A 23,743-nucleotide genomic window follows, 5' to 3' on the forward strand; every position below is an offset into this window, starting at 1 on the left:
ATGACATTTCTAACATATACTGTTTTACAAGCAATTACAGAGATATTATTAAATATTTGGCTTAAAACACCCCATCTAGAATTGTACAAAAATAACTTATAAAATTGAATAAACTACTATTAGGGATAGAAAAAGTTATAAGTACAATAAACAAAAAAGCCAGCTATCATCTCGATAACCGGCTTTTAATTTTACTCATCAGTAGAAGTTCTTTAAGATTGTTTGAACTGCTCGTAGAATTTGTTAAGAAGACGATTTATAATGGTCTCTTTGGTATCGCCACCTCGTTGTCCTTTGGCTTTCTCTATCTGCTCTGCTTTCTCTTTGCTCAAACTTGAAAAGAAGTCAACCAGATTGCCAATCACACTAACTTTTTGTTCATCGTCTGCTTCATCGTATTTATTGATAACCCAATCAACGAGAGTTCGACTTTTGAGAACCTCTTTAGAGAGGTGTTTTGCTGCTGCTTTTAATAAATTCTCACCTCTTTCCAATCCATTAGTTTTCCGTAATTTATCACTTATCTTACCTGCCATTGCATCTGCCATTATCTCTTTAGTAATACTCGCTTTAAACGTTCCCCATTTTGAGGCAGTTGGTAATGGATAACCTTGTTCAGTAAGCTTCACGATAAAATCAAGTAGCGGAAGTTCCTCTTTGCACGCCATTTTAGCCCCCTTAGGAAAGTCGCCTCCCTTCCAAGGATTTGTACAAATGTTAATTTCTGAAAACATTCTCGAGACTGTAATTTCTTCATTCAAAGCATAGATAAGATAGAACTCACCTTTGTACTTTTCTTCGTCTTTTAAGTCCTTGTTAGCTTCCAGAAGATTTAGATGAGCTTTGTAACGGTGGTTTGCATCCGCTAACACAACGTACCGGGCTGCATCAGCTGCGCTAATGATTTCCCCCGTTTCAAAATCCACAATTTCCAATCCGGCTTCTATAACCTTCATTGCATCCAGTATGATAGCAGGAACTAACATTCCATTTGCCTTCATGGACTTCATTTTGGCTTTAACCACCTTTTCGTCAAAGTTACGATTACCTGACAGCCTAGCTATCTTGAATCCTTTACTGGCTAGCACTGCTAGTGTTAAAACTTGAAGTGCTAGCTCATTTTTTTTGTTCATAATAAAAATAGGACATCCCAGTAGAAACATTTCTACTCTCGTTCCTTTCTGGTGGCAAAGGTCGATAAAAAACGGGACATAAGAATTTGTCCTAGGGGGGGATAACATGAGATGTTGTGTTAATGATTCCCCCAATTTTAAATGGATTGGATAACCTTCATTTTGTGAATATTATAATCTCTTTTATACGGTCTCTCTTAGCCTTATTGATTCGATATTTGTTATTCATAATGGAATAATCATTAGAGAAATACCCCAAAAACATCAAAGTATCATAAATGAAACATGCAGGTTTAGTCTTTAGTTTTGTACGTGATGGAGAAGGAAGAACAAATCCTTTTTGTATCAATCTTTTATATAAGTGGTTAGTAATGTAAGTTTGCGATTTTAAAATTTCAGCCTCTTTATTCTTCATTTGCTTAAGAGCACTTTTGTCAATAGAAATAGGTCGTGGATTACTAGCAGCATAGGTGTATATACCCTCCTTTTTCTCATAAACAAAACTGGTGGGAGGATTGGAACGGTTCCAGACTATTAATGGGGCATATTCTTCCAACTTATGGCTTATCTTCAAGTGCTCAAATAATTCGTTCTGTATAGCTGTTTCTATAATTTTCTGCTCGTCAGCTTCTAAGGTTTTACGCTCATTGGTATCAGATACGAGTTTAATCTCTTGTGCCTTTTTAAATAACAACAATAAATTACAGAGACGAATTAGTTTATGGTCACAAATAAGGAAATCAAAACAATTAATTAAGTCCTCAAATTTTTTAGAAGTAAACTCTTCTATGATTTCATATTCTTGAGCACATTTACAAATATATGCTCTCACATCTTCAATCGTCTCAAAAATGGTTGAATAGTCCGCTTGCGTTTGCAATAAATTTGGGGATTCATTAGTAATCTTAATGATAGCCAATAAATGCTCAATCAGATAGGTAGGAACATTTAAATCTTCTTTTGACGACATTCTAACCATACACTTGCATCTTATCTTTTTGGCAAATATAGTAATCTTACTGCATTATTACAAATTTACGAAATTATTTAACAAAACAAAAAGATATTCAATAATTAGTTTCTTTCTCATATATCTCATTGATTTACCTATTTATCAGTCTAACATGAGAAAAACATTTTTATATTCTCCGTTCCTTATCATATCCCAGATTGTAGAACTTCTTAAAGCCTTTCCATATACAGCTTGGAAATTCCACCATAATACCTATGATGATAAATGGAAGTATGGGGAAAAATAGACATCTCTAATCATAGCCCAAATACAGTCCTATGGTAAAAAGCTCATTGGTTTCTTTATGAGTGGAATTTCTAAATGCTATGACTTTACTGTAACTATTTTAAAGAAATATGCACTTATTCTTCTATGTTTCAAAATGAGCATATTGTATTAGATTTTTTTATTTCTTATAGGTAACTTCGTATCAGATTAGTTCAGTTATCAATTATCAAATTAATACAATTATGAGACTTACTAAGAAGAACTCCCCTAAGAGTTACACTATTTACTACCTACCACAAGAGATTAAAGAAACTATGGTTACAGAGGTCAGTTACCTGCCTATTACCAGAGAGAGACTGGAACAGTTTTTTAGAGAGGCTGCAAATAAGAAGAAGCATAAATTAGTTAAGAAGAGAAGGAAATGAACTAAAAAGGCAGCAAGTGAGTATTACTTCAAATGTTGCCTCTATTTAATACTAGTTGGTTAAACTTTGTTTTTTATATAAAATCCCTATTTTAAATCAATGCTTTAAGCTATTAATTCATTAGAGCGATGTATATCTGTAAAATACTTATAAATAGTATCTCTATAATTTTTTAAATCCGTTTCTAAGGTTTCTAACTTTTGTATTTCATTCTTCAGGTTGTCATATTTTTCATTAACATAATTATATTTTTTTAAAAATTCTTCATATTCAGGACAGCAATTATTAAAGCGTACTTTCATTTCCTCAAATATCCATTCAGGGAGGGCTTTATATTCAGGAAAATAATACATTTTATTATTACAATCAGCTGAATCCAAAAGAAGATTTTTTAATTCTTCAATAATTTCTTGTTTAATTGTATCATATTTCTCTTTTTCTTGTTTAAGGTTCTTCCATTGTGGAGTTATTTGAAATAGCTCCCTTTCTAAACTTCCTAGTTCATTCCCAATTAAATTAATTTCATTCTTTAATTGGGGGAAAATCATCAAATTACATTGCATTATGCGTTCTATATAAAATTCTATATTAGAATATATAGATTTTAGTTCTTTTAATTTATCCATAAAATTTAGCGCTCCTGCGATTCTTTCACCTTTAAAATGTATTAAATCACGACCAACTAATACCAAGTCGTTTTCTTGATGAAAATAACTATGGATAATTTCATAACTATCATTTCTATTTAATAAATCTTCAAGACCTTTTACCATTTCATCCACTTCATTTATAATCCAATTTTCAATAAATGTATTTGGCTCTAAAATCATTGAATTGTATAGTTCTGCTGTAAAGTGCATGGTCTTTATCCACTCCTCATTTTTCAATAAATGCTTGCGAGTATAACGTATAATTTCGTTCTTATTTGCTATATAGTATCGAATCCAATCTGAATAAGGTAATATATCAATTCCTTTATATCTTATATGAGTATAGAAATAACTAGAAGCACCATATCCAAAATTGGTTTTATAAATAACCGTTAAGTCATCATTTAGATAAAATTCAGGTTTAGACCAACCAATACGTCTATGAGAAAAAGCAAGCACCGACTTATCATCCTCTAGTTTTTTATATATACATTCTAGAAGATATGGTATTACATGTTTACTTATATCTTCATAAAATTTGTTCTTTTGAGACTTTATAAAGTCTTGTTTCTTTCTAAATTGTTCAGCAATTTCTTTGTCGTCTTTGGCTTCCTTTATTTTTTGATTATATTCATCTATAAATTTCATATAATCTTCACTTTTAACTTTAGTAATATTGGGGCATGACTGCCAAGGTTCAGATAAGTACTCACAAAAGTTAAAAGATTGCATCAAAACGTTCAATTTTGAGTTTTCAACAAAATCGATTAGTTCTAATACATTTCTATTCCTATTTTCTGACATTCGTTTTAACTCATTCAACTGCTTGCTATATGGAAATAACAATTCTACAAAATCTACACGTAACTCCTGCTGATTCTTTTCCCTTCGCAAAACACAAACATGAGTTTTATTTACTTGTATATCTTTTAAATTCATATTATTAGTATTAAAGATTATACATATAAAGAATAGTCATAACAACGCTTTTACAAAAATACAAATTTATAGTTGAATATCAAGAATTATTGCTTGTTAATAATTGGCAGCTATTCCTACTTATTTGAATGATTTGAAATAGAACTATTCAGAGCATTTATAGAAAAGTTCTGTCTCAAATCTTAATTATTAAAAACTAAGGCAGTCATAAGTATTTAGTAGTTCTTCCTGCCTCAAACCTAAGTATCTTTTAGTAATGGTTACAGAACTATGATTGAACAGCTCCATGAGTTTTACTAGGGCAAGCTCTGAATTATCACTGTTCATATTATAAACTTGCCTGCCAAAAGTCTTTCTAAGTGAATGACAACTAAAGTTCTTAACCTTTAATTTATACTTCTTTTTCACCTCTTTTAGTATCACATTGATTCTTTGGATAGTGAAAACAGTCCCTTTCTGGCTCACTAAAATAGGTGCGTTAATCCCTATAGGCTTTATCTGTTCATAGCACTCTTTAATGTGCTGCCCAAGTTGGGTGTTTATCCTAATAGTTCTTACCTTATTTGTCTTTTTCTCTATCACTGTAAATTCACTGGTATTTAGTATCTGCTTCCAGTGTAAAGCCAGAATGTCAGATATTCTTAAGCCAGTAAAACAGCCCAGAGCTACAAGAAGGGAAATTCTGTAATTTCCATCTTTAGCCAGTTTTCTTATCAAGTTCATTGCTTCGCTCCATTGCAGATAATCTGCTGTGGTGCTTGAATATTTTAAACTCATAATGTTCAGTTTTGTATGTAAATGAATAAAAGTGAATGTCATTTTTAAGTTGGAATATCCAACTTATTGATAATCAAAGAAACATTCACTTTGTAAAGAAGTGAATATAATAAAAAAGGACACCAAGTTAATGATGTCCTTTGTTACGTTCAAGCCTATATGAACGGCAAATAGGCTTCATCCAATGCACCGCTCTCAATAATCTTTTTACAAAGTTCATGTGAGGCTTGATTTCTAAGGTCTGTACCATAGCTTTCATCACCAACCATTTGAATGATTGCCACAATGGTTCTCATAAGTTCTTGCTGTAGTGTACGGTGATAATATCTTGTACTCTCTGCAAACCTTTTAGGATTCCAACTATAATCGTTCAAGGCTCTTTCAAGTTCTTGCGCTGCCTTGTATTCGCGACTGTCTTCTATTACCATATCATTTAATATTTAAGAGGTTTATAAATAAAAAGGACACCTATACCTTATTATATAGATGTCCTCCATACCAAGCTATCCTTTAACAATGGCGTAGCCCAGCAGCAGGATATATCCCACCGCTATAAGTGGGAATAATGCCATTGCAATGAAGAATACCAAAGTAGCCAGTAACACGTAGAATAAATTCCGTAGCATAATCTCCAGTTTTGAGAAACCAGTAATAGGATATAATTCCAGATACAGCTAAGAAAGAAACCAGCTGTATTTTTCATCACCATGCAGAGCGGATGCAATGCCCGTTGCCAGTTCTGTAGCATTAACAGCCCGTTGCAGATAAGCGTCCACATAACTCATTTTGTTTGCTTGTGTCAAAAGGTTATGGAAATCGAACATTGATATAGCATTATCCTTCACTCCAAACACTTCATTCGTGTAATACTCGCGACAAACACTGTTTATCTGGCTGTCAGTGATTAAAAGTCTTGGTATTGCTTTCTGTCTCGCTGGTGAAAGCGCTTGGTACATTCGCATTCTGCCTATCACTTGTGCAAATTGTGTTTCAGACAGATAAATATCTGATAATGTCTGCATCAAATGTATTTCTTTGGCAGCATTGAAGCTGTTAAACAATTCCAGTACATTTCTGTAAAGCTCACTGATATTGGTTACTTCCATGTTGAACCTCACACCTTCACCAGTAAGAATCTGATTGGAACAGATTTTCATTCTCCAGCCAATAAAGACAGAGAACTTTTCCAAGCCTTTGGAAGAACGGTACAAATTCAAATCACTGTAATTCCTTACCCCACCTATACACAGTTCAAGCCTTTGCCCTCTTATCGTTTCAAAAATGGTTGGAACGGTAAAGGCAAAAGCAAGTCTTTGATAGAATTGTGTCTTTTCACATTCTAACAGTTCACTTGCTTTCTTGCCTAGTGCGGACGGTATTCTGCCACGTACTATATGTGAAACTCTTATTTCTGGAAAGTTCACCTTTTCACCTGCATAGAATGAGCTTGCAGCCTCATGCACACAAGAAACAAAGTCTTGGTGTGCAACGGTTAATTCCTGGTTTGCCCAAGTAGGCACAACACATTTGTTTGCAAGTTCTTCCAGTGTAATAGAATCTGTATTGGCTTCCAAGAAAGTAATACTTGGTTTTGCTGTTTCTTCCACAACTACCGTTGCATCCTCTGCAAATTCTCCTAAATTGCTGTTACTTCTCTGTGCCATGGCTGGCATAATCTGTAATGCTTCCATAATCTGTAAATTATTAAGTTGATAATTAGAAATTTCTCCATCTGAATGCCATATAAATGATAATGTACAGCACTATGGCAAACATTACCTTTGGGGCTGCAATGAACGGTACAACGAGTATTGCACCAACCGTCAGAATTGCCTTTAAATCTTCCATAAGCGATAATTTATGATTAGTAATGAGTGAATTAAAAGGGAATGATAACCAGAAACAAAAAGCCTTCCAGCCTTGTACGCATGTGTATTTCTGTAATAAATCTGTATCTGCCCGTAATGGCTGTTACAGAATTTCAAGCGTTTGGGGTTGGAAGGTGATTTCGCATCTGGTGTTCATTTCCCCTAAAGATACGGTGAGGGTAGTTAGGAGTAACAGTAAAGAAGCGCTTGAGACATACACCAGATACGGATATACATGCCAGCCATTTTTCTACTGCCAGTAATTCCACCCTATATAGCTCTGTACCTTATATGGAAACACTTCCCAGAACTAAAGGGGGAGGGGTGTGATTTTAAGTACCTATATTTTTGAGTTGGGCATTTGGCTTGCCAATTCCAGATGAATTGACTACATTTGCATAAACTCATGATTATGCGGTTATGGACTATATCAATGAATTTCACAAGCAATGGATAGAGCGAACACGCCAATCAATAGCCTCTTGGAGCAGGCAGCCTGCATCATTGGAAGATGTAAGGAGGCAGCAGGAGAAACTGAACCAACAGAGGGCTATAAGGGAAGGCAAACGGAAGAACTGATAAAATTTGCCAATGACAACGGTCTATGGATTGACTTGTCACACCTTGTCCGTCAGATAACTAGATAAGGGTAAATATATAAGAATATTAATTTCACATGTACTAAAAATGATGGTAGCACTGATGCTCTTTATAAACGCCCTTTTGAACGAGGAATGAATTAGATTCCTACATTTTATGCAAAAATGCAGCTGATGTCATTAAAATAATTCAACATCATAAACAGCTATGAATGACAAACATCGCCAATATCATGTAGGTTTTGTTTATTTTGTAAACAAACATTTATTAACAATATAATAATTTTACCTATGTATTCATTAATACACGGACTATTGAACATTTTATCTGTTCTATTTTGTTATTACATTATAGGAGGAATCAATGGTTTAATCTTTTATCTTGTCTTTAATGTATTTCACATTCTATACCTCACTATGAGATTAGATGATGAGTAAAAGAACTATAAAAAGCTCAATAAATTCCCAATACATTGAGAGTGCTAGTTTCTTATATAACTGTAAGACTTATGAAAGAAATCGTAGTTCCTATATGGATGAAAAAACATGATGTATAGAGTTAATAACTCAGCGTTACGACGACAGCTGTTTGTTAAAAAGTTAAAACATACAAACGAATAACAAACAATTATATGAATAGAGACATAAAATCAGATATACTTTCAGCAGTAATCACAATAGCTATATTATATATCTATTAAAGATAGAAAAGGAAACCACGAAAGATTGAGATAGCTGAATGTATGCAGGCATTGGGATTTGAGATGGACTATTACGACGAGTACCATAACGCACTCTATGAAGTGTTTGATGCAGTCCCAAACAATGTGCTCTATGGCATTGACGGGAACTTGTACTTTATTGACACCCAAATAAGGTTAAGGGAATGACACAAAAAAAGCCCCAGACCTTATCTGCCAGTCTGGAGCTTTCCCCTATAATATGATTTCAAATTTTTCTGGTTGGGGATATGGTTTAATCTCCTTCTTATATAGACCTAGTGCAGTTAATAAATACTGATAATTCCCTTGCTCTATATGCTTGCATTTCTTAATTAGTGTCTGTTTGAAGTCTTGACGGTTGCTTTTGCCAACAGTAGTGTATTTAGTAAGAATAAGATTTATTTTCTTTCTGTCATAGGCTGGTGGTATAACTCCGTGTCCTATACAGAAGTCCTCTATTATCTGGTAGATATTGGCTCTTTCCAAGTCTCTGGATAATGGCATGTCTTTGCATCTGGCAATATAATATCCATTAATAAGAACTATATACCCTTTATTGATGAGGCTGTCAATTACAGTGCTGTTTTTACCTACTCCTATTTTATCTTTAATGTCTTGTTTGCTTGCTTTTAAGTAATGTGTGTTATTAGTACAAATAGCCATGAACTTTAGCAAGAAGTCTTTTTCTTTAGGGGTTAGATTCTTATCCAGAATAAAGTCATTCCTCAATATGAAATAGTTCTCTGGCTTGGTATTCATTTTATATCTGATATGGGTTTTACCGTTAACATAGAAATATTCCCAGCCTAGAAATAGTGGATTGTCCTTAAAAACAAACTTCCCCTTCTCATCCTTCTCACTTAGATGTGCCTTTATAATGCCCTCTGATATATCTGACAGTCCAGCTATTTTAGGATAGGTGATTTCTGACACCCCGTTATAATAATTGCTGTTCATTTTTATAATGGAGTAGATATAAGCGTTCAGTGTCTTCTTGAAACTGATAATATCCTTACTTATCAATGTCTGTCTGATTGCCCCCATCAGTAGCTATGGATTTGTGGTCGTCTATAAATATTATATCTTTCTTCTCCCGTTCAATCTTGTAATATTTATTAGTTCCAAAATACTTCTTGGCTTCCTTCCTGTTCTTAAAAATAATGTTGTCTGGTTTATACCATATCATACTGCTTTAGCGTTAGAATTGATTGGTTGTCATTCATCTGATTAATGGAATTATCTGTAACTCCCGTTCCAGAAAATTGTAGTTCCGCAGGAACTTCATTTTTCATATATAAGGTATGTTATATAATAGGTATGTTACTAGGGTATCATTTTAGGGAGTGTACCGGTATTAAAATCGGGAATACTTATTGGAGTCTCAAAATAGGGAATAGGTAAATTCCAGACTAGATGTACATCTGTATTTATCACTTCTGTTCTTGGCTCGCATGGCGGCAGGGTATTGGACTTGGTTACATATACAGTTGGGGATATATGTCTGGTGGGTATGAACACGAAAAGGGAGAACCGTTTGCACAGTCCTCCCTTATACATTTTATTGTCATCTCTTATACAATACCTTATCCATACATTCGTCGAAAGCGTTTGAGTCAACTACATATCCCTCGTTGGGACTATCCTTTATCAATTTTGGTAACGCATTCAAAATGTCATACTGTCTGAGTTCGTTCAGTTCGTGACAGATGTCCTGCAATTTGTTTAAAATAAAAGATTCATCTCCACATTCTGCATAGCGTGAATTTTCGTTGATATAGAAGTACATTGTGTTTAGGTTTCCATAAACTTTATTATTTGAGACATAAAACATGTCCTCGTTCAATCCTTCATGAATGAAGAATCTGAAATCTGTATTTCGCATGCACAGTTTAATGCGATTGAAATGCACCTTTAATTGGCTAGCCTCTTTCTTGTAGCTCTCAACATCCAGACCGTCTGGTCGTGCAGAAAGTTCATTCAAGATTCTTTCTGATATGATACTGAAATATTTGTTACACATGGCTTCAGAATCATTCCTTAACTCTTTAAGCAGTTTAATTGTTACAGAAATTCCCCACTTGGGAAATATACTAAAGAAGTCGTTCAGTTTGTCTAGATTTGCCTTAAATTCAATCATTGATTTGTTAACGCCTCTAACGTCAATGTACTTGATTAATTGTGGTAGTCTATGCGTTCTCATAGTTGTTAGTTTTATTGGATTTATCATTGCTCATCTTGATGTAAACGGTGTAAACCTTGTTATCTTTCTGCTTGCGTCTCTTGGAATAGCCGTTCAGCTTAGCCCATATTCCAATAACAGTCTTGCTGTCCTTTACCTGGTGGGCTAGTGCAAGCTCACGTAGTTGCTTGAATGTAAGTTCTGTTTCTCCATTCATTCTTAGTCCCATAAATAATTATTAAATAGATAATCTGGCAAGATAAGGTGGATTGAAATGGCAGGTAAATTCAGACAATTCAATTTCAGATGTGCCTCAAGTCGGTAATTCAGTGGTTTCAGTGATACCGCCCTTATCTCATGTTGATGTTGCAAAGATACTGCACTTTGGTGAGGTGCCAAAACACTTTGACAACTTTCTTAAAACTTCGTGTAGGGAGCTTCATGGAGTGAGGGTATGTCCTCTTCTGATAGCTTGGAAGTAAGTTTGGAACTTGAAAACTATTCCTGCTCCGGTTTGTGATACGGCAGGTAAACCATGTACATCTTGCCTTGAATCATTTTTCGTTTCTTGATGTATCGGTCAGAAGCCCAAAGCCCAATGTGCAGCCTTGTGTCCTTGATACCGTGCTCCAGTGCCATTTTACGAATGTCAGCGTAGGTCAGTTCTTTCATTTGAAGTGGATTTAGGTTTGTAGTGGTGAATCTGGGTGACGAGGAACTCGGTCATTTCTGACTTTCAATCACAGTGCAAAGGTATAAAGTCCCGACTACATCACCAAACGACAAGTAGAAATTGTGGAATATTTGGGTTGAGGGGGCTAAAGCAAAAATTCTCCCCAGAACCGTAGCTGTTCGGGGAGAATATGCTGTTCAGCCTTACCAGAAATCCTAATTTCATAAAAAACTTGTCAGTCTTGATTTCTTTTATCCAATAAGGCTGTAGTAATTTCTTTTATATTGATGAATCTTTCATTATCCAACAAGCCTATTTCCAAAGCCTTATTGATAAACTGCATAATTGCATCCTTACTGATACCAATCTTAATGCACTTGATAATCATTTCCCTAAAACACTCATGCAGGTCTGACAGCTTCCCAACAGATAACTGTTTCACATATTGTTTTGCCACATCAGAATCAGAAGTGGAAGATTGGGAGAACTTTTCTATCTCGCTTATAAGGGACGCAATTTCATTGTCATAGCTACATAGTTTCCCATCCTTCAAGTGACCTACTTGTGATTGTAGTTCAACAGCCTTATTGATGCTGGATGCAAAAAATTGAGTGTCCAGCAAGGTTTCAAAAGTAATTCCTATTGGAACATTCATAGTATGCTCTACTTTATTGATTGGAAATGTTTCACCAGTATTAAAAATACTACCTCTGGCTTTTTCCTCAATGGCAGCAGCTAATTTCATCGCATTGTCTTGGGCAGATTGATGTAAATAAACCTCATCTATCATTTTGGTGTCTTCGTGGGCTGTTGCAATAATAACAGTCTCTTTAGGAATGCCCATATTACACATTATTGTTATAAAAGTATGCCTTGCAATATGGGTATGAATTAATTCATACAATTTCTTTGTCAAAGTTAGTTTCTCAGTTCCCCTTTGCTCTTTATAAGTGACACCACTATCAAAGCCTGCATCTTTACAAATCTTCTTTATTATACTATTTAGGACATCTACCATTCTACTTTTTTTGCATTCTTCCTCTGTTGCTGGAATTTGTAAATGTCTAAAGCCCCTTTCACGATATTTACTCAATAATTCTTTTGCTATTGGGAATAAATAAATAGTAGCATCCTCATTGGTTTTCTGTACTGGAATAGTAACTGTATTATTGTCAATTATAGTATAATCCCCCCTAAATAATCTAGGCATATCACCAATGCGTTGCCCCAATAAGCATTGACACACAAACACATCTCTAACCTCTTCTTCTATGCCAGATAACTTTAATTTATACAAAATCTCTACTTGCTCTTCCGTTAACGGTACTTGTTTGCTCTTCTTTTCTTTCCTACTCAATTCACTTTGTATAATCTTAAATTTATCAATCTCATTTTTATAATAGTCAAACGTAATATTAGTATCCTCATGTGCCATTTTAAGCAAAGTTCTTAGCTTCATCAACGTATCCTTTATTGTATTATACGTTCTTACCACATTCCCTTTAGTTGGAGTACTACACAAATATTCTTGGTAATCTTCTAATAATTTTTTATTTATATTCTCCAAAGTATCACTTCTTTCTTTCTCTTTTAGATACTTCTTCAAATTACTAACTGCTCCATCATACCCTCGCCCTTTTTTTTCAGCATATCTAGAAAGTATAACAGTACCAACTTCTTCTATTTTCATTTTAACACTTCTATCTTTCATATTAGGATTAATATACCGTTTCAATATATAATATAAACAGCCAATCTGTTCTACATTGTCACAAAGGTATAATTTACTTTGCTCAAAACGATATAAAATCTCTTGAAGTTTACTATTCACAATGCTATTATTACGATTATCCAACTTTGTAAAACCAGTACTAACCATTGCAATCTGCTTTCGTTTGTTCCATTGATTTGGATATACTTTCACACCAGTACTAATCTTATATTGTTTACCCCTAAAATAAACAACTGCATAAACAAGAGTTGGTCTATCTAGCTTTGAGCTACACAAATTAAAATTCAACTTAAAATCTAAAAATATCTGCTCATCCATACCCTTTATTATTAAACTTTATGATTAGAATTAATGATTACTTTTTCTGGTTAAATAGAGTATTTCAGTCTAATATGGTCACTTACAAGCCATCTCAGAAACATTTGTAACACTTCTGTAACATGTATGACATTTCCCTGCAACACCAAACTCTTTCCTTTGCAGCCGGAAATAAAATACATGTCTATGGAAACAATTTATCTGGGTATCGTCATCTTTCTGTTCGTACTCGCGATTTTCGACCTCGTGGTAGGTGTCAGTAATGATGCGGTCAATTTTCTTCAGTCGGCTGTCGGAGCAAAGGCAGCATCTTTCAAAACCATACTGTTCATTGCAGGCATTGGCGTCTTCATCGGTGCGGCACTCAGCAATGGCATGATGGACATTGCACGACACGGCATCTATCAACCGGAGCACTTCTACTTTGCCGAAATCATGTGCATTCTGCTTGCCGTCATGTTGACGGACGTCGTGCTATTAGATGTCTTCAACACTATGGGAATGCCTACCTCCACCACTGTATCCATGGTGTTCGAACTGTTGGGAGGTACGTTCGCACTGGCGCTCATCAAGGTCTATAACAGCGATACATTGGGACTGGGCGACCTCATCAATACAGACAAGGCACTGTCTGTCATCATGGCCATTTTTGTATCCGTAGCCATTGCCTTCTTCTTCGGTATGCTGGTACAGTGGCTGGCACGTATCGTGTTCACCTTCAACTACAAGAAGAACATGAAATACAGCATCGCGCTGTTCGGTGGTATAGCTGCCACCAGCATCATCTACTTCATGCTGATAAAGGGGCTGAAAGACAGCTCATTCATGACCCCTGAAAACAAGCAATGGATACACGACAATACCGCATTGCTGATAACCGGTTTCTTTGTATTCTTCACCATACTGATGCAGATACTGCATTGGTGCAAGATAAATGTCTTCAAAGTAGTGGTTCTGATGGGTACTTTCGCCCTCGCTCTTGCCTTTGCCGGCAATGACTTGGTGAACTTTATCGGTGTCCCCCTCGCAGGATATTCCTCATTTATTGACTATACAGCCAATGGTACGGCCGCCGGCCCCGACGGATTCCTGATGTCCTCACTCCTCGGTGCAGCCAAAACCCCGTGGTATTTCCTTATCGGTGCAGGCGCCATTATGGTTTATGCACTCTGCACATCCAAGAAAGCCCACAACGTTATCAAGACTTCCGTGGACCTTGCCCGCCAGGATGACGGTGAAGAGAACTTCGGAAGTACCCCGATAGCCCGTACGCTGGTACGCTTCAGCATGACTCTGGCTAACGGAATATCCAAAACGATGCCCGAAAGCAGCAAGCGGTGGATGAACACACGCTTCCAGAAGGATGAAGCCATCATAGCCGACGGCGCCGCTTTTGACTTGGTTCGCGCCTCCGTCAATCTCGTATTGGCTGGTCTGCTCATCGCCTTGGGAACTTCCTTGAAACTTCCCCTTTCCACCACTTACGTCACCTTTATGGTAGCCATGGGTACATCGCTTGCCGACCGTGCCTGGGGACGTGATTCGGCGGTATTCCGCATTACGGGTGTGCTCAGCGTTATCGGCGGTTGGTTCATCACTGCCGGAGCAGCGTTCACCATCTGTTTCTTCGTAGCACTGATTATCCATTTCGGCGGTACGGTTGCCATCCTGGCACTGATTGGTCTGGCAGTCTTCATGCTGATTCGTAGCCAAGTGATGTACAAAAAGCGCAAGGAGAAAGAAAAAGGCAACGAGACCCTGAAACAGTTGATGAAGAGTACGGACAACAATGAAGTCATCGAATTGCTCCGCAAGCATACCCGTGAAGAACTGGTGAAGATTATGGAATTCACAGAAGAGAATTTTGAACGTACCGTCACTTCCTTCCTACACGAGAATCTACGCGGACTGCGTCGTGCCATGGGCTCAGTAAAATTCGAAAAACAACTCATCAAGCAGATGAAGCGTACCGGAACACTTGCCATGTGCCGTCTCGACAACAATACCGTACTGGAAAAAGGACTCTATTACTATCAAGGCAACGACTTTGCCAGCGAACTGGTGTACAGCGTAGGCCGTCTTTGCGAACCTTGCTTAGAGCACATAGACAATAACTTCAATCCGCTGGATGCCATTCAGAAAGGAGAATTTACAGACGTAGCCGAAGACATCTGCTATCTGTTACAAGTATGCCGCCACAAGCTGGAAACGAACAATTATGATGAACTGGAAACAGAGATTCGCAAAGCCAACGACCTCAACGGACAGTTGTCTCACCTGAAACGCGAAGAGCTGCAACGCATCCAAAGCCAGAGCGGCAGCATCAAAGTCAGCATGGTATACCTGACTATGATACAAGAAGCCCAGAACGTAGTGACCTACACCATCAACCTGATGAAAGTAAGCCGCAAGTTCCAAGTAGAAAAAGAAGAGTTATAAGTTATGAGTTATAACGCATGGTACATAACATGCAACTTATAACTCATAACTCCTTAAGCCCCATCTTCTCCGCCCGTTGCAACATAAATGCACGGGCGGCTTCGTATTCATTGGGAATGATGCCGTCCAAAATGGCATCCTTAATGGCACTCTTCAAGGCACCTACCTGCTGGCAAGGAGAAAGGCCGAAAGTCTTCATGATTTCTTCACCACTGACCGGAGGCTGGAAATTACGGATACGGTCGCGTTCCTCCAAATCCTTCAGCTTCTGGCGTACCAACTGAAAATTATTAAGGAAGCGTTTCTTACGCTCCATATTCTTGGAAGTAATGTCGGCTTCGCACAGTGTCATCAGGTCGTCTATATCATCACCTGCCTCAAACAAGAGACGACGCACTGCCGAGTCGGTCACTACATCATCCGCTATCACAATGGGACGCATGTGCAGGCTCACCATTTTCTGCACATATTTCATCTTCTCATTCATAGGGAGCTTCATCTTGCGGAAAATATCGGGTATCATCTTCTCGCCAATGAAATTATGGTTATGGAACGTCCAGCCCGCACGGGGTTCCCAACGCTTGGTGGCAGGCTTGGCTATATCATGCAGAAGAGCTGCCCAGCGTAGCCAAAGGTTGTCGGTCTTCTTGCTGATGTTGTCGAGTACTTCGAGCGTATGGTAGAAATTGTCCTTATGGGCGCGTCCATTGCGCGTCTCCACGCCTTGCAGCCTAACAAGTTCCGGGAATATCAGTTCCAGCAGACCACAGCGGTCCAGCTCAATGAATCCCTTAGACGGAATAGGTGACAAGATGATTTTGTTCAGTTCGTCTGCAATGCGTTCTTTGGAGATGATGGAGATGCGTTCGCGATTACGCTCCAGAGAATCGAATGTCTCATCGTCAATATAGAATCCCAGCTGGGTGGCAAAACGGACACAGCGCATCATGCGCAAAGGGTCATCACTGAAAGTTATATCAGGGTCGAGGGGAGTCCGGATGGTCTTTTCCTTCAAGTCTCCAATACCGCCAAAGGGGTCGACCAACTCGCCATAACGCACCCGGTTCAGGCAAACAGCCAGTGCATTGATGGTAAAATCACGGCGGTTCTGGTCATCCTCCAATGTACCGTCCTCTACAATAGGCTTGCGGGAATCGTGTGTATACGATTCTTTTCTTGCACCCACAAACTCAACTTCCGTACCATAGTACTTCAATTGTGCCGTACCGAAATTCTTGAAGACGGAAACATGCGCCCCACGCCCCAGACGCTTACCCAGCGCCTCGGCCATGGCAATGCCACTGCCTACCACCACCACATCAATATCCTTGGAAGGACGTTGCAGGAAAATATCACGTACATATCCACCGACTACGTAACATTCCAATCCCAATTCATCAGCCGTTTCGGATATCCGCTTGAATATATCATCACTAAAATATTGCTTCAGTTCTTCTGCCGTCAAATCTATCATAAATAATGCGCTAATGTAATGAATACGCAAATGTGTTAATGGTCTATTAGCACATTTGCACATTAAAATGCTGCAAAGATAAAGATATTATTTCTATTTTTGTGGACTCTAACTCCAAGAACAACAAATATGAAAAAAGTAATACTCCTTGCATGCCTATGCTGTACACTCTTCTCTTGCGAAGATGTGGAGAAGAAGGCCGGTGAAAAACTACAAGCTGCCCGCGAAGCGTTTGAACTCGGCAACTACAATGAAGCGAAGATTCTGATTGACAGCATCAAGATGCTCTATCCCAAAGCGTTTGAAACTCGCCGTGCAGGCATCGGCCTGATGCAGGAAGTGGAACTGAAAGAGCAGGAAAAGAGCCTGGTCTATCTGGACAGTATGCTTCAAGCCAAGCAAAAGGATTTCGATGCAATCAAAGGGAAATACACCTTTGAAAAAGATGCCGAATACCAGAATATCGGCAATTACCTTCATCCTTCCCAAGTGATAGAAAAAAATCTGCATCGCTCTTTCCTTCGCTTCCAGGTAGACGAAAACGGAGTCATGAGCATGACTTCCATTTATTGCGGAGCCCATAATATCCACCATGTGGCCGTCAAAGTCACTGCTCCCGATGGTAGCTTTGCCGAAACACCCGCCGCCAAAGACAGCTACGAAACCACTGACCTCGGTGAAAAGATTGAAAAGGCAGACTTCAAACTGGGAGAAGACGGAAACGTCATGGGGTTCCTTTATCTGAACAAGGACAAGAATATCAAAGTCAACTATCAAGGGGAACGTCCCTATTCCATCACCATGACTGCCGCCGACCGCCAGGCCCTTGCCAGCGTCTACGAACTGGCACAACTGCTGTCATCCATGACGGAAATAAAGAAGAATATGGAAGAAGCCAATCTCAAAATCGAATTTGTAAAAAAGAAGATGGAAGAGAGAAAAGACAATGCACAAGAATAAAAAGAAGGAAACCGGATGATATATTCATTACTTAGTCATCCGGTTCCCTTTTTATTATCAGTAAAGCCTTACCAAACCAATTTGGGTAAATAACGGCTCAGACATGTACGCAAAGCAGACAGAGTGATGGGTTTTACCAACACTTCCGAGGCTCCGCACTCCAAGGCTTTTTCGCGGTCGGCAGTAAAGGCGTAAGCGGTCTGCATGATGATGGGAAGTTCCTTATCCTTCTTGCGAATAATCACCGTAGCATCCAGCCCGTTCATAATAGGCATTTTTATATCCATCAGAATAGCTTCCGCCTTGTCGCGATTCTCTTCGAACAAATTTACAATATCCTCACCATTCTTTGCCCATAGTATCTCGCATTTCTTGCCGATAATAGCCTTTATCAGTTTAAAGTTACTATCATCATCTTCCGCAACCAGAATAAGCGGACGGTAATCTCCTGACACTTTTTCTATTTCCATGACCTATGCGTTTTGTTTATATAGGGGCAAAGATATAAAAAATAATAGATTTGCACTATCTTTGCAGCTCATTAAAAAAATATATAATGATTTCTATAGACGGACTGGCCGTAGAATTCGGCGGAACTACTTTATTCAGTGACATATCTTTCGTTATCAACGAAAAAGACCGTATCGCCCTGATGGGTAAAAATGGAGCGGGGAAAAGTACATTGTTGAAAATCCTGGCAGGTGTAAGACAACCTACCCGTGGAAAAATCTCAGCCCCCAAAGACAGTGTCATAGCTTACCTTCCACAGCACCTTATGACGGAAGACGGACGTACCGTATTCCAGGAAGCGGCGCAAGCCTTTGCCCACCTGCATGAAATGGAAGCTGAAATAGAGCGCCTCAACAAGGAACTGGAAACGCGTACCGACTACGAAAGCGACAGCTACATGGAACTTATCGAGAATGTCTCCGCCTTAAGCGAAAAGTTCTATGCCATCGACTCCACCAATTACGAGGAGGATGTAGAAAAAGCACTGCTCGGGCTGGGCTTTGTACGCGAAGACTTCAACCGCCAGACCAGTGACTTCAGCGGCGGATGGCGCATGCGCATCGAGCTTGCCAAGCTGTTGCTGCAAAAGCCTGACGTGCTGTTGCTAGACGAGCCTACCAACCATCTGGACATAGAATCCATACAATGGCTGGAAGATTTCCTTATCAGCAATGGAAAGGCTGTCATCGTCATCAGCCACGACCGTAAATTCGTAGACAACATCACCACCCGTACCATTGAAGTGACCATGGGACGGATATACGATTACAAAGTAAACTACTCCAAATACCTGGAACTCCGCAAGGAACGCCGCGAACAGCAACAGAAAGCCTACGACGACCAGCAGAAGTTCATTGCCGAAACCAAGGAATTCATCGAACGGTTCAAAGGCACCTACTCCAAAACCCTGCAAGTGCAAAGCCGCGTAAAAATGCTGGAGAAGCTGGAACTGCTGGAAGTGGATGAAGAAGACACTTCAGCGTTACGCCTCAAATTCCCTCCTTCTCCCCGCTCAGGCAATTATCCCGTCATCATGGAGGGAGTAGGGAAAAGTTACGGTGACCATGTGGTCTTCAAGAATGCCAACCTCACCATAGAACGGGGAGACAAGGTTGCTTTCGTTGGTAAGAACGGGGAAGGAAAGTCAACGTTAGTGAAGTGCATCATGAAGGAAATAGAACATGAAGGCACCCTCACGATAGGACACAACGTGCAGATTGGATATTTCGCACAAAACCAGGCCTCATTGTTGGATGAGAACCTGACCGTATTCCAGACCATCGACGATGTGGCAAAAGGGGAAATCCGCAACAAGATACGCGACCTGCTGGGTGCCTTCATGTTCGGTGGCCCCGAAGAGTCCATGAAGAAGGTCAAGGTGCTTTCCGGTGGAGAGCGCACACGCCTCGCCATGATAAAGCTTTTGCTCGAACCGGTGAATCTGCTGATACTGGACGAACCGACCAACCATCTGGACATGAAAACCAAAGATATCCTGAAGCAAGCGTTACTGGATTTTGACGGTACCCTTATCCTCGTCAGCCACGACCGTGACTTCCTGGACGGACTGGTAAGCAAGGTATATGAATTCGGCAACAAACAAGTGAAAGAGCACTTGAGCGGCATCTACGAATTCCTTGAAAAGAAGAAAATGGACTCCCTCCGCGAACTGGAACGATAAGCATCTGCTAAACCCGGCGTCCGAACAAATGGCCGATACATATTGTTTTCATTTTACTAAACACTTAACTAAGAGATATTAAAATGAAACAATATGATGCCATCATAATAGGATTCGGCAAGGGCGGCAAGTTATTGGCCGCCGAACTGGCCGAACGGAATTGGAAAGTAGCCATCGTGGAACGTTCCCCTCAGATGTACGGAGGAACATGTGTAAACGTAGGATGTATCCCTACCAAAACTCTGATTCACGAATCGGAATATGCGGAAAAAAGATACTATGACGATTATAAGAACCAGTCCAAACTGTATGCACTTGCCGTGGCGCGGAAAGACAAGCTTGTATCCTTCCTGCGTGAGAAAAATTATGAAAATGTAAAAAACAAGCCTAATATAACCCTCTATGACGGAACTGCTTCTTTCTTGTCCGAAAATACAATCCGTATAGTCTCCGGCAAGGACGAAACGATTCTTGAGGGAAAAGAGATATTCATCAACACCGGGTCCACCCCTATCCTGCCTGCCATCGACGGACTCAAGGAGAGCAAGTACGTATATACCAGTGAGACCTTGCTGCAATCGAACAAACTGCCCGCACACCTGCTCGTCATCGGCGGCGGTGCTGTCGGATTGGAGTTTGCCACTATGTATGCAGGCTTTGGAAGCCATGTCACACTGCTGGAAGCGGGAAACCGCTTTCTGCCTAAAGTGGACCGCGACATTGCCGCCTCCATGCTGGAAGCATTGAACCGAAAGCGTATCAATGTCCGGTTGAACGCCCGTGTCCAATCCGTGTACGACACAGCCGAAGGAATAACTCTGACCTATACGGACAGTGCAAACGGCACTCCCTACTACCTGAAAGGAGATGCCTTGCTGGTAGCCATCAGCCGCAAGCCTATGACTGCAGAGCTGAATCTGGAAAAAGCGGGTATACAAACAGACAAGCGGGGAGCCATCGTTGTCGACAACCAATTACGGACTACAGCCCCACACGTATGGGCCCTGGGGGACGTAAAAGGAGACGAACAGTTCGACTACTTGTCCATCGATGATTTCCGTATCATCCGTAATCAACTCTTTGAAAACAAAAAAAGGAGTACAAAAGACCGGTATCCAATCCCCTTTGCCATTTTCACCGACCCACCGCTGGCACATATAGGACTGACGGAAGAGGAAGCGATGAAGAACGGTTATTCCATACATGTGGCACGTATCCCTGCTGCCATGATTCCACGTGCCCGTACGCTACACAGCATAGACGGTATGCTCAAAGCTATTGTAGACATCCATACCGGACGGATTCTGGGTTGTACCCTACTTTGTGCCGATGCACCAGAAGTAATCAATACCGTAGCATCAATCATGAAAACGGGACAGCGTTACCATTTCCTGCGGGACTTCATTTTCACCCACCCCAGCATGAATGAGGGATTGAATATGTTATTCAAACCTTTTTAGCATTTTCTATTTGGTAATTAAGTCCTTAACCTCTATCTTTGCATCCGTCCAAAGATAGAGGAATGAAAAAGAAACAGTACATAACCTATATTCTTTTTTTCATCAGCTTGATAATGCTGGTGATACCCGTCATTCCCCACCATCATCATGCCGACGGAATGATATGCATGAAGAATGATATCACCGCCGATTGCTGCGGACACCGTCATAGCCCGGGCAACGAGCACTGCTGTTGCGACACGGGATGCATGACAACCCACTTTGTACAACAGACGCCCAGCTCTTCCAATGATGTGTGTTCACATCCGGATGCCTTGTGGGCAGTTACCCTACTCATTGAACCTTTTTCCAAGTTACTCATCCTACCCGAGTTTGACATAAGCAGGCAGGAGTGTATCTATCTGGAATCTCTTCATAGCACATTTATCATATGTGCTACGGGACTTCGTGCCCCTCCGTCTCTTCTTGCTTAACTGTTACCGGAACATCACCGGGACAGATTTCTATCCGGCATAAGGAACAATGCAATTTGGTTGCACGCCCTATGCCCTAACTTTGTATTCAAAATCAAAAAGTAAGAACAAATATCATCATGAAAAAAGTTATTTTCATGGGAGTCTTGGGATTATTCCTTTTAGGCTCCTGTAACAGCAAGTCCGGAGACAGCCACGAAGGACATAATCACGAAACAGAAGAGCACAATCATGACGGACATGACCACGAGGGACATGACCACGAACATGAGGAACACAACCATGAGCACGAAGAGCAGGAAAACCATGCCGGAGGAAGCGATGAAATCATCCTGCCACCAGCAAAGGCGCAAGCTGCCGGCGTAGCAGTCAGCACTGTTGAACCGGGTAGTTTCCATCAAGTCATCAAGACCAGCGGCCAGGTGATGGCAGCCCAGGGAGACGAGAGCGTAGCCGTAGCTACAGTAGCAGGCGTGGTTTCCTTCAAGGGAAAAGTTATCGAAGGAATGAGTGTCAGCAAAGGTACTCCTTTGGTGGTATTGTCATCCAAAAACATGGCCGACGGAGACCCGGTGCAGAAAGCCCGGATAGCCTACGAGGTTTCCAAAAAAGAATACGAGCGTATGAAAGCGCTTGTAGGCAACAAAATCGTATCTGAAAAGGAATTCGCGCAAGCCGAACAGATTTACGAAAATGCCCGTATCAGTTACGAGGCAGTCGCAAAGAACCATTCGGCAAGCGGCCAGGCTGTTGTTTCTCCCATCAGCGGTTATGTGAAGAATCTGTTGGTGAAAGAAGGGGACTACGTCAGCGTCGGCCAGCCGTTGGTAAGCGTCACCCAGAACCGCAAGCTTTTCCTGCGTGCGGATGTATCCGAAAAGTACTATCCTTACCTAAACAGCATCGGTTCTGCCAACTTCTGTACTCCTTATAATAATAAGGTATATACATTGAAAGAACTGGGCGGGCGCATGCTTTCTTATGGAAAGGCTTCGGGTGAGAACGGATATTATGTACCCGTAACTTTTGAATTCGACAATAAGGGAGACGTTATTCCCGGCTCGTTTGTAGAAGTATTCCTATTATCCTCACCAATGGAGAACGTGTTGTCTCTTCCTCACAGTGCGCTGACCGAGGAACAAGGCAGCTTCTTTGTCTACCTGCAACTGGATGAAGAGGGCTACAAAAAACAGCTTGTCACCCTGGGTGCCGACAATGGCGAAAGTGTACAAATCCTTTCCGGCATAAAAGCAGGCGATCGCGTCGTAACCCAAGGAGCCTATCAAGTGAAGCTGGCATCGGCAACGAATGCTATTCCGGCACATAGCCATGAACACTAATCTCATGTACAATTTGACAATTTACAAAGTACCATTTCGCTATGCAGTATAAGGGCTACGTGACGAATGGGGAGTGTAAAGTCAGATAAACAAGAAATATTAGATAAAACAGCAAGTGCGGCTGACATTGCGCAGCCCAATTGTACATTGT

21 protein-coding genes are annotated in these 23,743 nt (G+C 39.9%); 7 read left to right on the plus strand and 14 right to left on the minus strand.

Annotation, left to right across the window (positions count from 1 at the left end; genetic code table 11):
• Positions 1 to 212: 212 nt before the first annotated feature.
• The 7 genes from DWY55_RS14790 to DWY55_RS14825 form a co-directional block, all read right to left on the minus strand.
• Entirely contained in the window at positions 213 to 1,133 is a 921-nt protein-coding gene (locus DWY55_RS14790) for a hypothetical protein (protein ID WP_120178129.1), read from the minus strand.
• A gap of 157 nt (positions 1,134 to 1,290) precedes the next feature.
• The gene (locus DWY55_RS14795; RefSeq protein WP_120178118.1) at positions 1,291 to 2,112 is read right to left on the minus strand and encodes a hypothetical protein; all 822 of its coding nucleotides are present in this window, start codon (positions 2,110 to 2,112) and stop codon (positions 1,291 to 1,293) included.
• 790 nt (positions 2,113 to 2,902) lie between these two features.
• Positions 2,903 to 4,387, minus strand: a complete 1,485-nt coding sequence (locus DWY55_RS14810; protein ID WP_165859518.1) for a hypothetical protein — start codon at positions 4,385 to 4,387, stop codon at positions 2,903 to 2,905.
• 189 nt (positions 4,388 to 4,576) lie between these two features.
• A complete protein-coding gene (locus DWY55_RS14815; RefSeq protein ID WP_120178130.1) occupies positions 4,577 to 5,164 on the minus strand; it encodes a tyrosine-type recombinase/integrase in 588 nt (195 codons plus the stop codon).
• A 155-nt stretch (positions 5,165 to 5,319) separates the two neighbouring features.
• A complete protein-coding gene (locus tag DWY55_RS14820) occupies positions 5,320 to 5,592 on the minus strand; it encodes a hypothetical protein (protein WP_009037602.1) in 273 nt (90 codons plus the stop codon).
• A gap of 75 nt (positions 5,593 to 5,667) precedes the next feature.
• The gene (locus tag DWY55_RS22535; RefSeq protein ID WP_255421214.1) at positions 5,668 to 5,790 is read right to left on the minus strand and encodes a hypothetical protein; all 123 of its coding nucleotides are present in this window, start codon (positions 5,788 to 5,790) and stop codon (positions 5,668 to 5,670) included.
• A 48-nt stretch (positions 5,791 to 5,838) separates the two neighbouring features.
• The gene (locus DWY55_RS14825) at positions 5,839 to 6,855 is read right to left on the minus strand and encodes a DUF3871 family protein (RefSeq protein ID WP_117878658.1); all 1,017 of its coding nucleotides are present in this window, start codon (positions 6,853 to 6,855) and stop codon (positions 5,839 to 5,841) included.
• Positions 6,856 to 7,481: 626 nt separating this feature from the next.
• Between DWY55_RS14825 and DWY55_RS14830 the strand changes: the two genes are divergently transcribed.
• Positions 7,482 to 7,679: a hypothetical protein gene (locus DWY55_RS14830; RefSeq protein WP_120178122.1), complete on the plus strand. Its 198-nt coding sequence runs from the start codon at positions 7,482 to 7,484 to the stop codon at positions 7,677 to 7,679.
• Between the two features lie 887 nt (positions 7,680 to 8,566).
• On the opposite strand, the gene DWY55_RS14840 is transcribed toward DWY55_RS14830, so the two are convergent.
• The 5 genes from DWY55_RS14840 to DWY55_RS14855 form a co-directional block, all read right to left on the minus strand.
• The gene (locus DWY55_RS14840) at positions 8,567 to 9,397 is read right to left on the minus strand and encodes a hypothetical protein (protein ID WP_120178123.1); all 831 of its coding nucleotides are present in this window, start codon (positions 9,395 to 9,397) and stop codon (positions 8,567 to 8,569) included.
• 520 nt (positions 9,398 to 9,917) lie between these two features.
• Positions 9,918 to 10,553, minus strand: a complete 636-nt coding sequence (locus tag DWY55_RS14845) for a hypothetical protein (protein ID WP_133303487.1) — start codon at positions 10,551 to 10,553, stop codon at positions 9,918 to 9,920.
• Complete coding sequence (locus tag DWY55_RS14850; RefSeq protein WP_120178125.1) at positions 10,540 to 10,761, minus strand: hypothetical protein; 222 nt, start codon at positions 10,759 to 10,761, stop codon at positions 10,540 to 10,542. Before DWY55_RS14850 ends, DWY55_RS14845 begins: the two co-directional genes overlap by 14 nt.
• Before the next feature lie 269 nt (positions 10,762 to 11,030).
• Complete coding sequence (locus DWY55_RS22015; RefSeq protein WP_165853583.1) at positions 11,031 to 11,204, minus strand: hypothetical protein; 174 nt, start codon at positions 11,202 to 11,204, stop codon at positions 11,031 to 11,033.
• 236 nt (positions 11,205 to 11,440) lie between these two features.
• The gene (locus DWY55_RS14855; protein ID WP_120151775.1) at positions 11,441 to 13,255 is read right to left on the minus strand and encodes a tyrosine-type recombinase/integrase; all 1,815 of its coding nucleotides are present in this window, start codon (positions 13,253 to 13,255) and stop codon (positions 11,441 to 11,443) included.
• A gap of 186 nt (positions 13,256 to 13,441) precedes the next feature.
• Here DWY55_RS14855 and DWY55_RS14860 point away from each other — a divergent pair, with 186 nt between their 5' ends.
• On the plus strand, positions 13,442 to 15,694 hold the full coding sequence (locus DWY55_RS14860; protein ID WP_034522753.1) for an inorganic phosphate transporter: 2,253 nt from the start codon (positions 13,442 to 13,444) through the stop codon (positions 15,692 to 15,694).
• A gap of 43 nt (positions 15,695 to 15,737) precedes the next feature.
• On the opposite strand, the gene DWY55_RS14865 is transcribed toward DWY55_RS14860, so the two are convergent.
• Positions 15,738 to 17,168: a CCA tRNA nucleotidyltransferase gene (locus tag DWY55_RS14865; RefSeq protein ID WP_008664002.1), complete on the minus strand. Its 1,431-nt coding sequence runs from the start codon at positions 17,166 to 17,168 to the stop codon at positions 15,738 to 15,740.
• Positions 17,169 to 17,297: 129 nt separating this feature from the next.
• Here DWY55_RS14865 and DWY55_RS14870 point away from each other — a divergent pair, with 129 nt between their 5' ends.
• Positions 17,298 to 18,128, plus strand: a complete 831-nt coding sequence (locus tag DWY55_RS14870) for a hypothetical protein (RefSeq protein WP_005827058.1) — start codon at positions 17,298 to 17,300, stop codon at positions 18,126 to 18,128.
• Between the two features lie 68 nt (positions 18,129 to 18,196).
• On the opposite strand, the gene DWY55_RS14875 is transcribed toward DWY55_RS14870, so the two are convergent.
• The gene (locus DWY55_RS14875) at positions 18,197 to 18,598 is read right to left on the minus strand and encodes a response regulator (RefSeq protein WP_005827060.1); all 402 of its coding nucleotides are present in this window, start codon (positions 18,596 to 18,598) and stop codon (positions 18,197 to 18,199) included.
• 86 nt (positions 18,599 to 18,684) lie between these two features.
• Between DWY55_RS14875 and DWY55_RS14880 the strand changes: the two genes are divergently transcribed.
• From DWY55_RS14880 to DWY55_RS14895, 4 genes are all read left to right on the plus strand, one after another.
• On the plus strand, positions 18,685 to 20,319 hold the full coding sequence (locus DWY55_RS14880; RefSeq protein WP_005827062.1) for an ABC-F family ATP-binding cassette domain-containing protein: 1,635 nt from the start codon (positions 18,685 to 18,687) through the stop codon (positions 20,317 to 20,319).
• Positions 20,320 to 20,402: 83 nt separating this feature from the next.
• Positions 20,403 to 21,779, plus strand: coding sequence for an FAD-dependent oxidoreductase (locus DWY55_RS14885; RefSeq protein WP_120178126.1), 1,377 nt, complete (start codon positions 20,403 to 20,405; stop codon positions 21,777 to 21,779).
• Positions 21,780 to 21,841: 62 nt separating this feature from the next.
• Positions 21,842 to 22,252, plus strand: coding sequence for a DUF6769 family protein (locus DWY55_RS14890; protein ID WP_005827068.1), 411 nt, complete (start codon positions 21,842 to 21,844; stop codon positions 22,250 to 22,252).
• Positions 22,253 to 22,371: 119 nt separating this feature from the next.
• The gene (locus DWY55_RS14895) at positions 22,372 to 23,592 is read left to right on the plus strand and encodes an efflux RND transporter periplasmic adaptor subunit (RefSeq protein ID WP_005827070.1); all 1,221 of its coding nucleotides are present in this window, start codon (positions 22,372 to 22,374) and stop codon (positions 23,590 to 23,592) included.
• Positions 23,593 to 23,743 lie beyond the last annotated feature (151 nt).

The organism is Bacteroides sp. AF25-38AC (genome assembly GCF_003602995.1).
GTDB classification, from domain to species: Bacteria; Bacteroidota; Bacteroidia; order Bacteroidales; family Bacteroidaceae; genus Bacteroides; species Bacteroides uniformis.

Coding starts and splice junctions, on each gene's coding strand:
- DWY55_RS14820 (WP_009037602.1), bottom strand. CDS start 5,592: ATGGTAATAGAAGACAGTCGCGAATACAAGGCAGCGCAAGAACTTGAA.
- DWY55_RS14810 (WP_165859518.1), bottom strand. CDS start 4,387: ATGAATTTAAAAGATATACAAGTAAATAAAACTCATGTTTGTGTTTTG.
- DWY55_RS14860 (WP_034522753.1), top strand. CDS start 13,442: ATGGAAACAATTTATCTGGGTATCGTCATCTTTCTGTTCGTACTCGCG.
- DWY55_RS14865 (WP_008664002.1), bottom strand. CDS start 17,168: ATGATAGATTTGACGGCAGAAGAACTGAAGCAATATTTTAGTGATGAT.
- DWY55_RS14790 (WP_120178129.1), bottom strand. CDS start 1,133: ATGAACAAAAAAAATGAGCTAGCACTTCAAGTTTTAACACTAGCAGTG.
- DWY55_RS22015 (WP_165853583.1), bottom strand. CDS start 11,204: ATGAAAGAACTGACCTACGCTGACATTCGTAAAATGGCACTGGAGCAC.
- DWY55_RS14880 (WP_005827062.1), top strand. CDS start 18,685: ATGATTTCTATAGACGGACTGGCCGTAGAATTCGGCGGAACTACTTTA.
- DWY55_RS14890 (WP_005827068.1), top strand. CDS start 21,842: ATGAAAAAGAAACAGTACATAACCTATATTCTTTTTTTCATCAGCTTG.
- DWY55_RS14825 (WP_117878658.1), bottom strand. CDS start 6,855: ATGGAAGCATTACAGATTATGCCAGCCATGGCACAGAGAAGTAACAGC.
- DWY55_RS14840 (WP_120178123.1), bottom strand. CDS start 9,397: ATGGGGGCAATCAGACAGACATTGATAAGTAAGGATATTATCAGTTTC.
- DWY55_RS14895 (WP_005827070.1), top strand. CDS start 22,372: ATGAAAAAAGTTATTTTCATGGGAGTCTTGGGATTATTCCTTTTAGGC.
- DWY55_RS14855 (WP_120151775.1), bottom strand. CDS start 13,255: ATGGATGAGCAGATATTTTTAGATTTTAAGTTGAATTTTAATTTGTGT.
- DWY55_RS14845 (WP_133303487.1), bottom strand. CDS start 10,553: ATGAGAACGCATAGACTACCACAATTAATCAAGTACATTGACGTTAGA.
- DWY55_RS14875 (WP_005827060.1), bottom strand. CDS start 18,598: ATGGAAATAGAAAAAGTGTCAGGAGATTACCGTCCGCTTATTCTGGTT.
- DWY55_RS22535 (WP_255421214.1), bottom strand. CDS start 5,790: ATGCTACGGAATTTATTCTACGTGTTACTGGCTACTTTGGTATTCTTC.
- DWY55_RS14885 (WP_120178126.1), top strand. CDS start 20,403: ATGAAACAATATGATGCCATCATAATAGGATTCGGCAAGGGCGGCAAG.
- DWY55_RS14795 (WP_120178118.1), bottom strand. CDS start 2,112: ATGGTTAGAATGTCGTCAAAAGAAGATTTAAATGTTCCTACCTATCTG.
- DWY55_RS14850 (WP_120178125.1), bottom strand. CDS start 10,761: ATGGGACTAAGAATGAATGGAGAAACAGAACTTACATTCAAGCAACTA.
- DWY55_RS14870 (WP_005827058.1), top strand. CDS start 17,298: ATGAAAAAAGTAATACTCCTTGCATGCCTATGCTGTACACTCTTCTCT.
- DWY55_RS14830 (WP_120178122.1), top strand. CDS start 7,482: ATGGATAGAGCGAACACGCCAATCAATAGCCTCTTGGAGCAGGCAGCC.
- DWY55_RS14815 (WP_120178130.1), bottom strand. CDS start 5,164: ATGAGTTTAAAATATTCAAGCACCACAGCAGATTATCTGCAATGGAGC.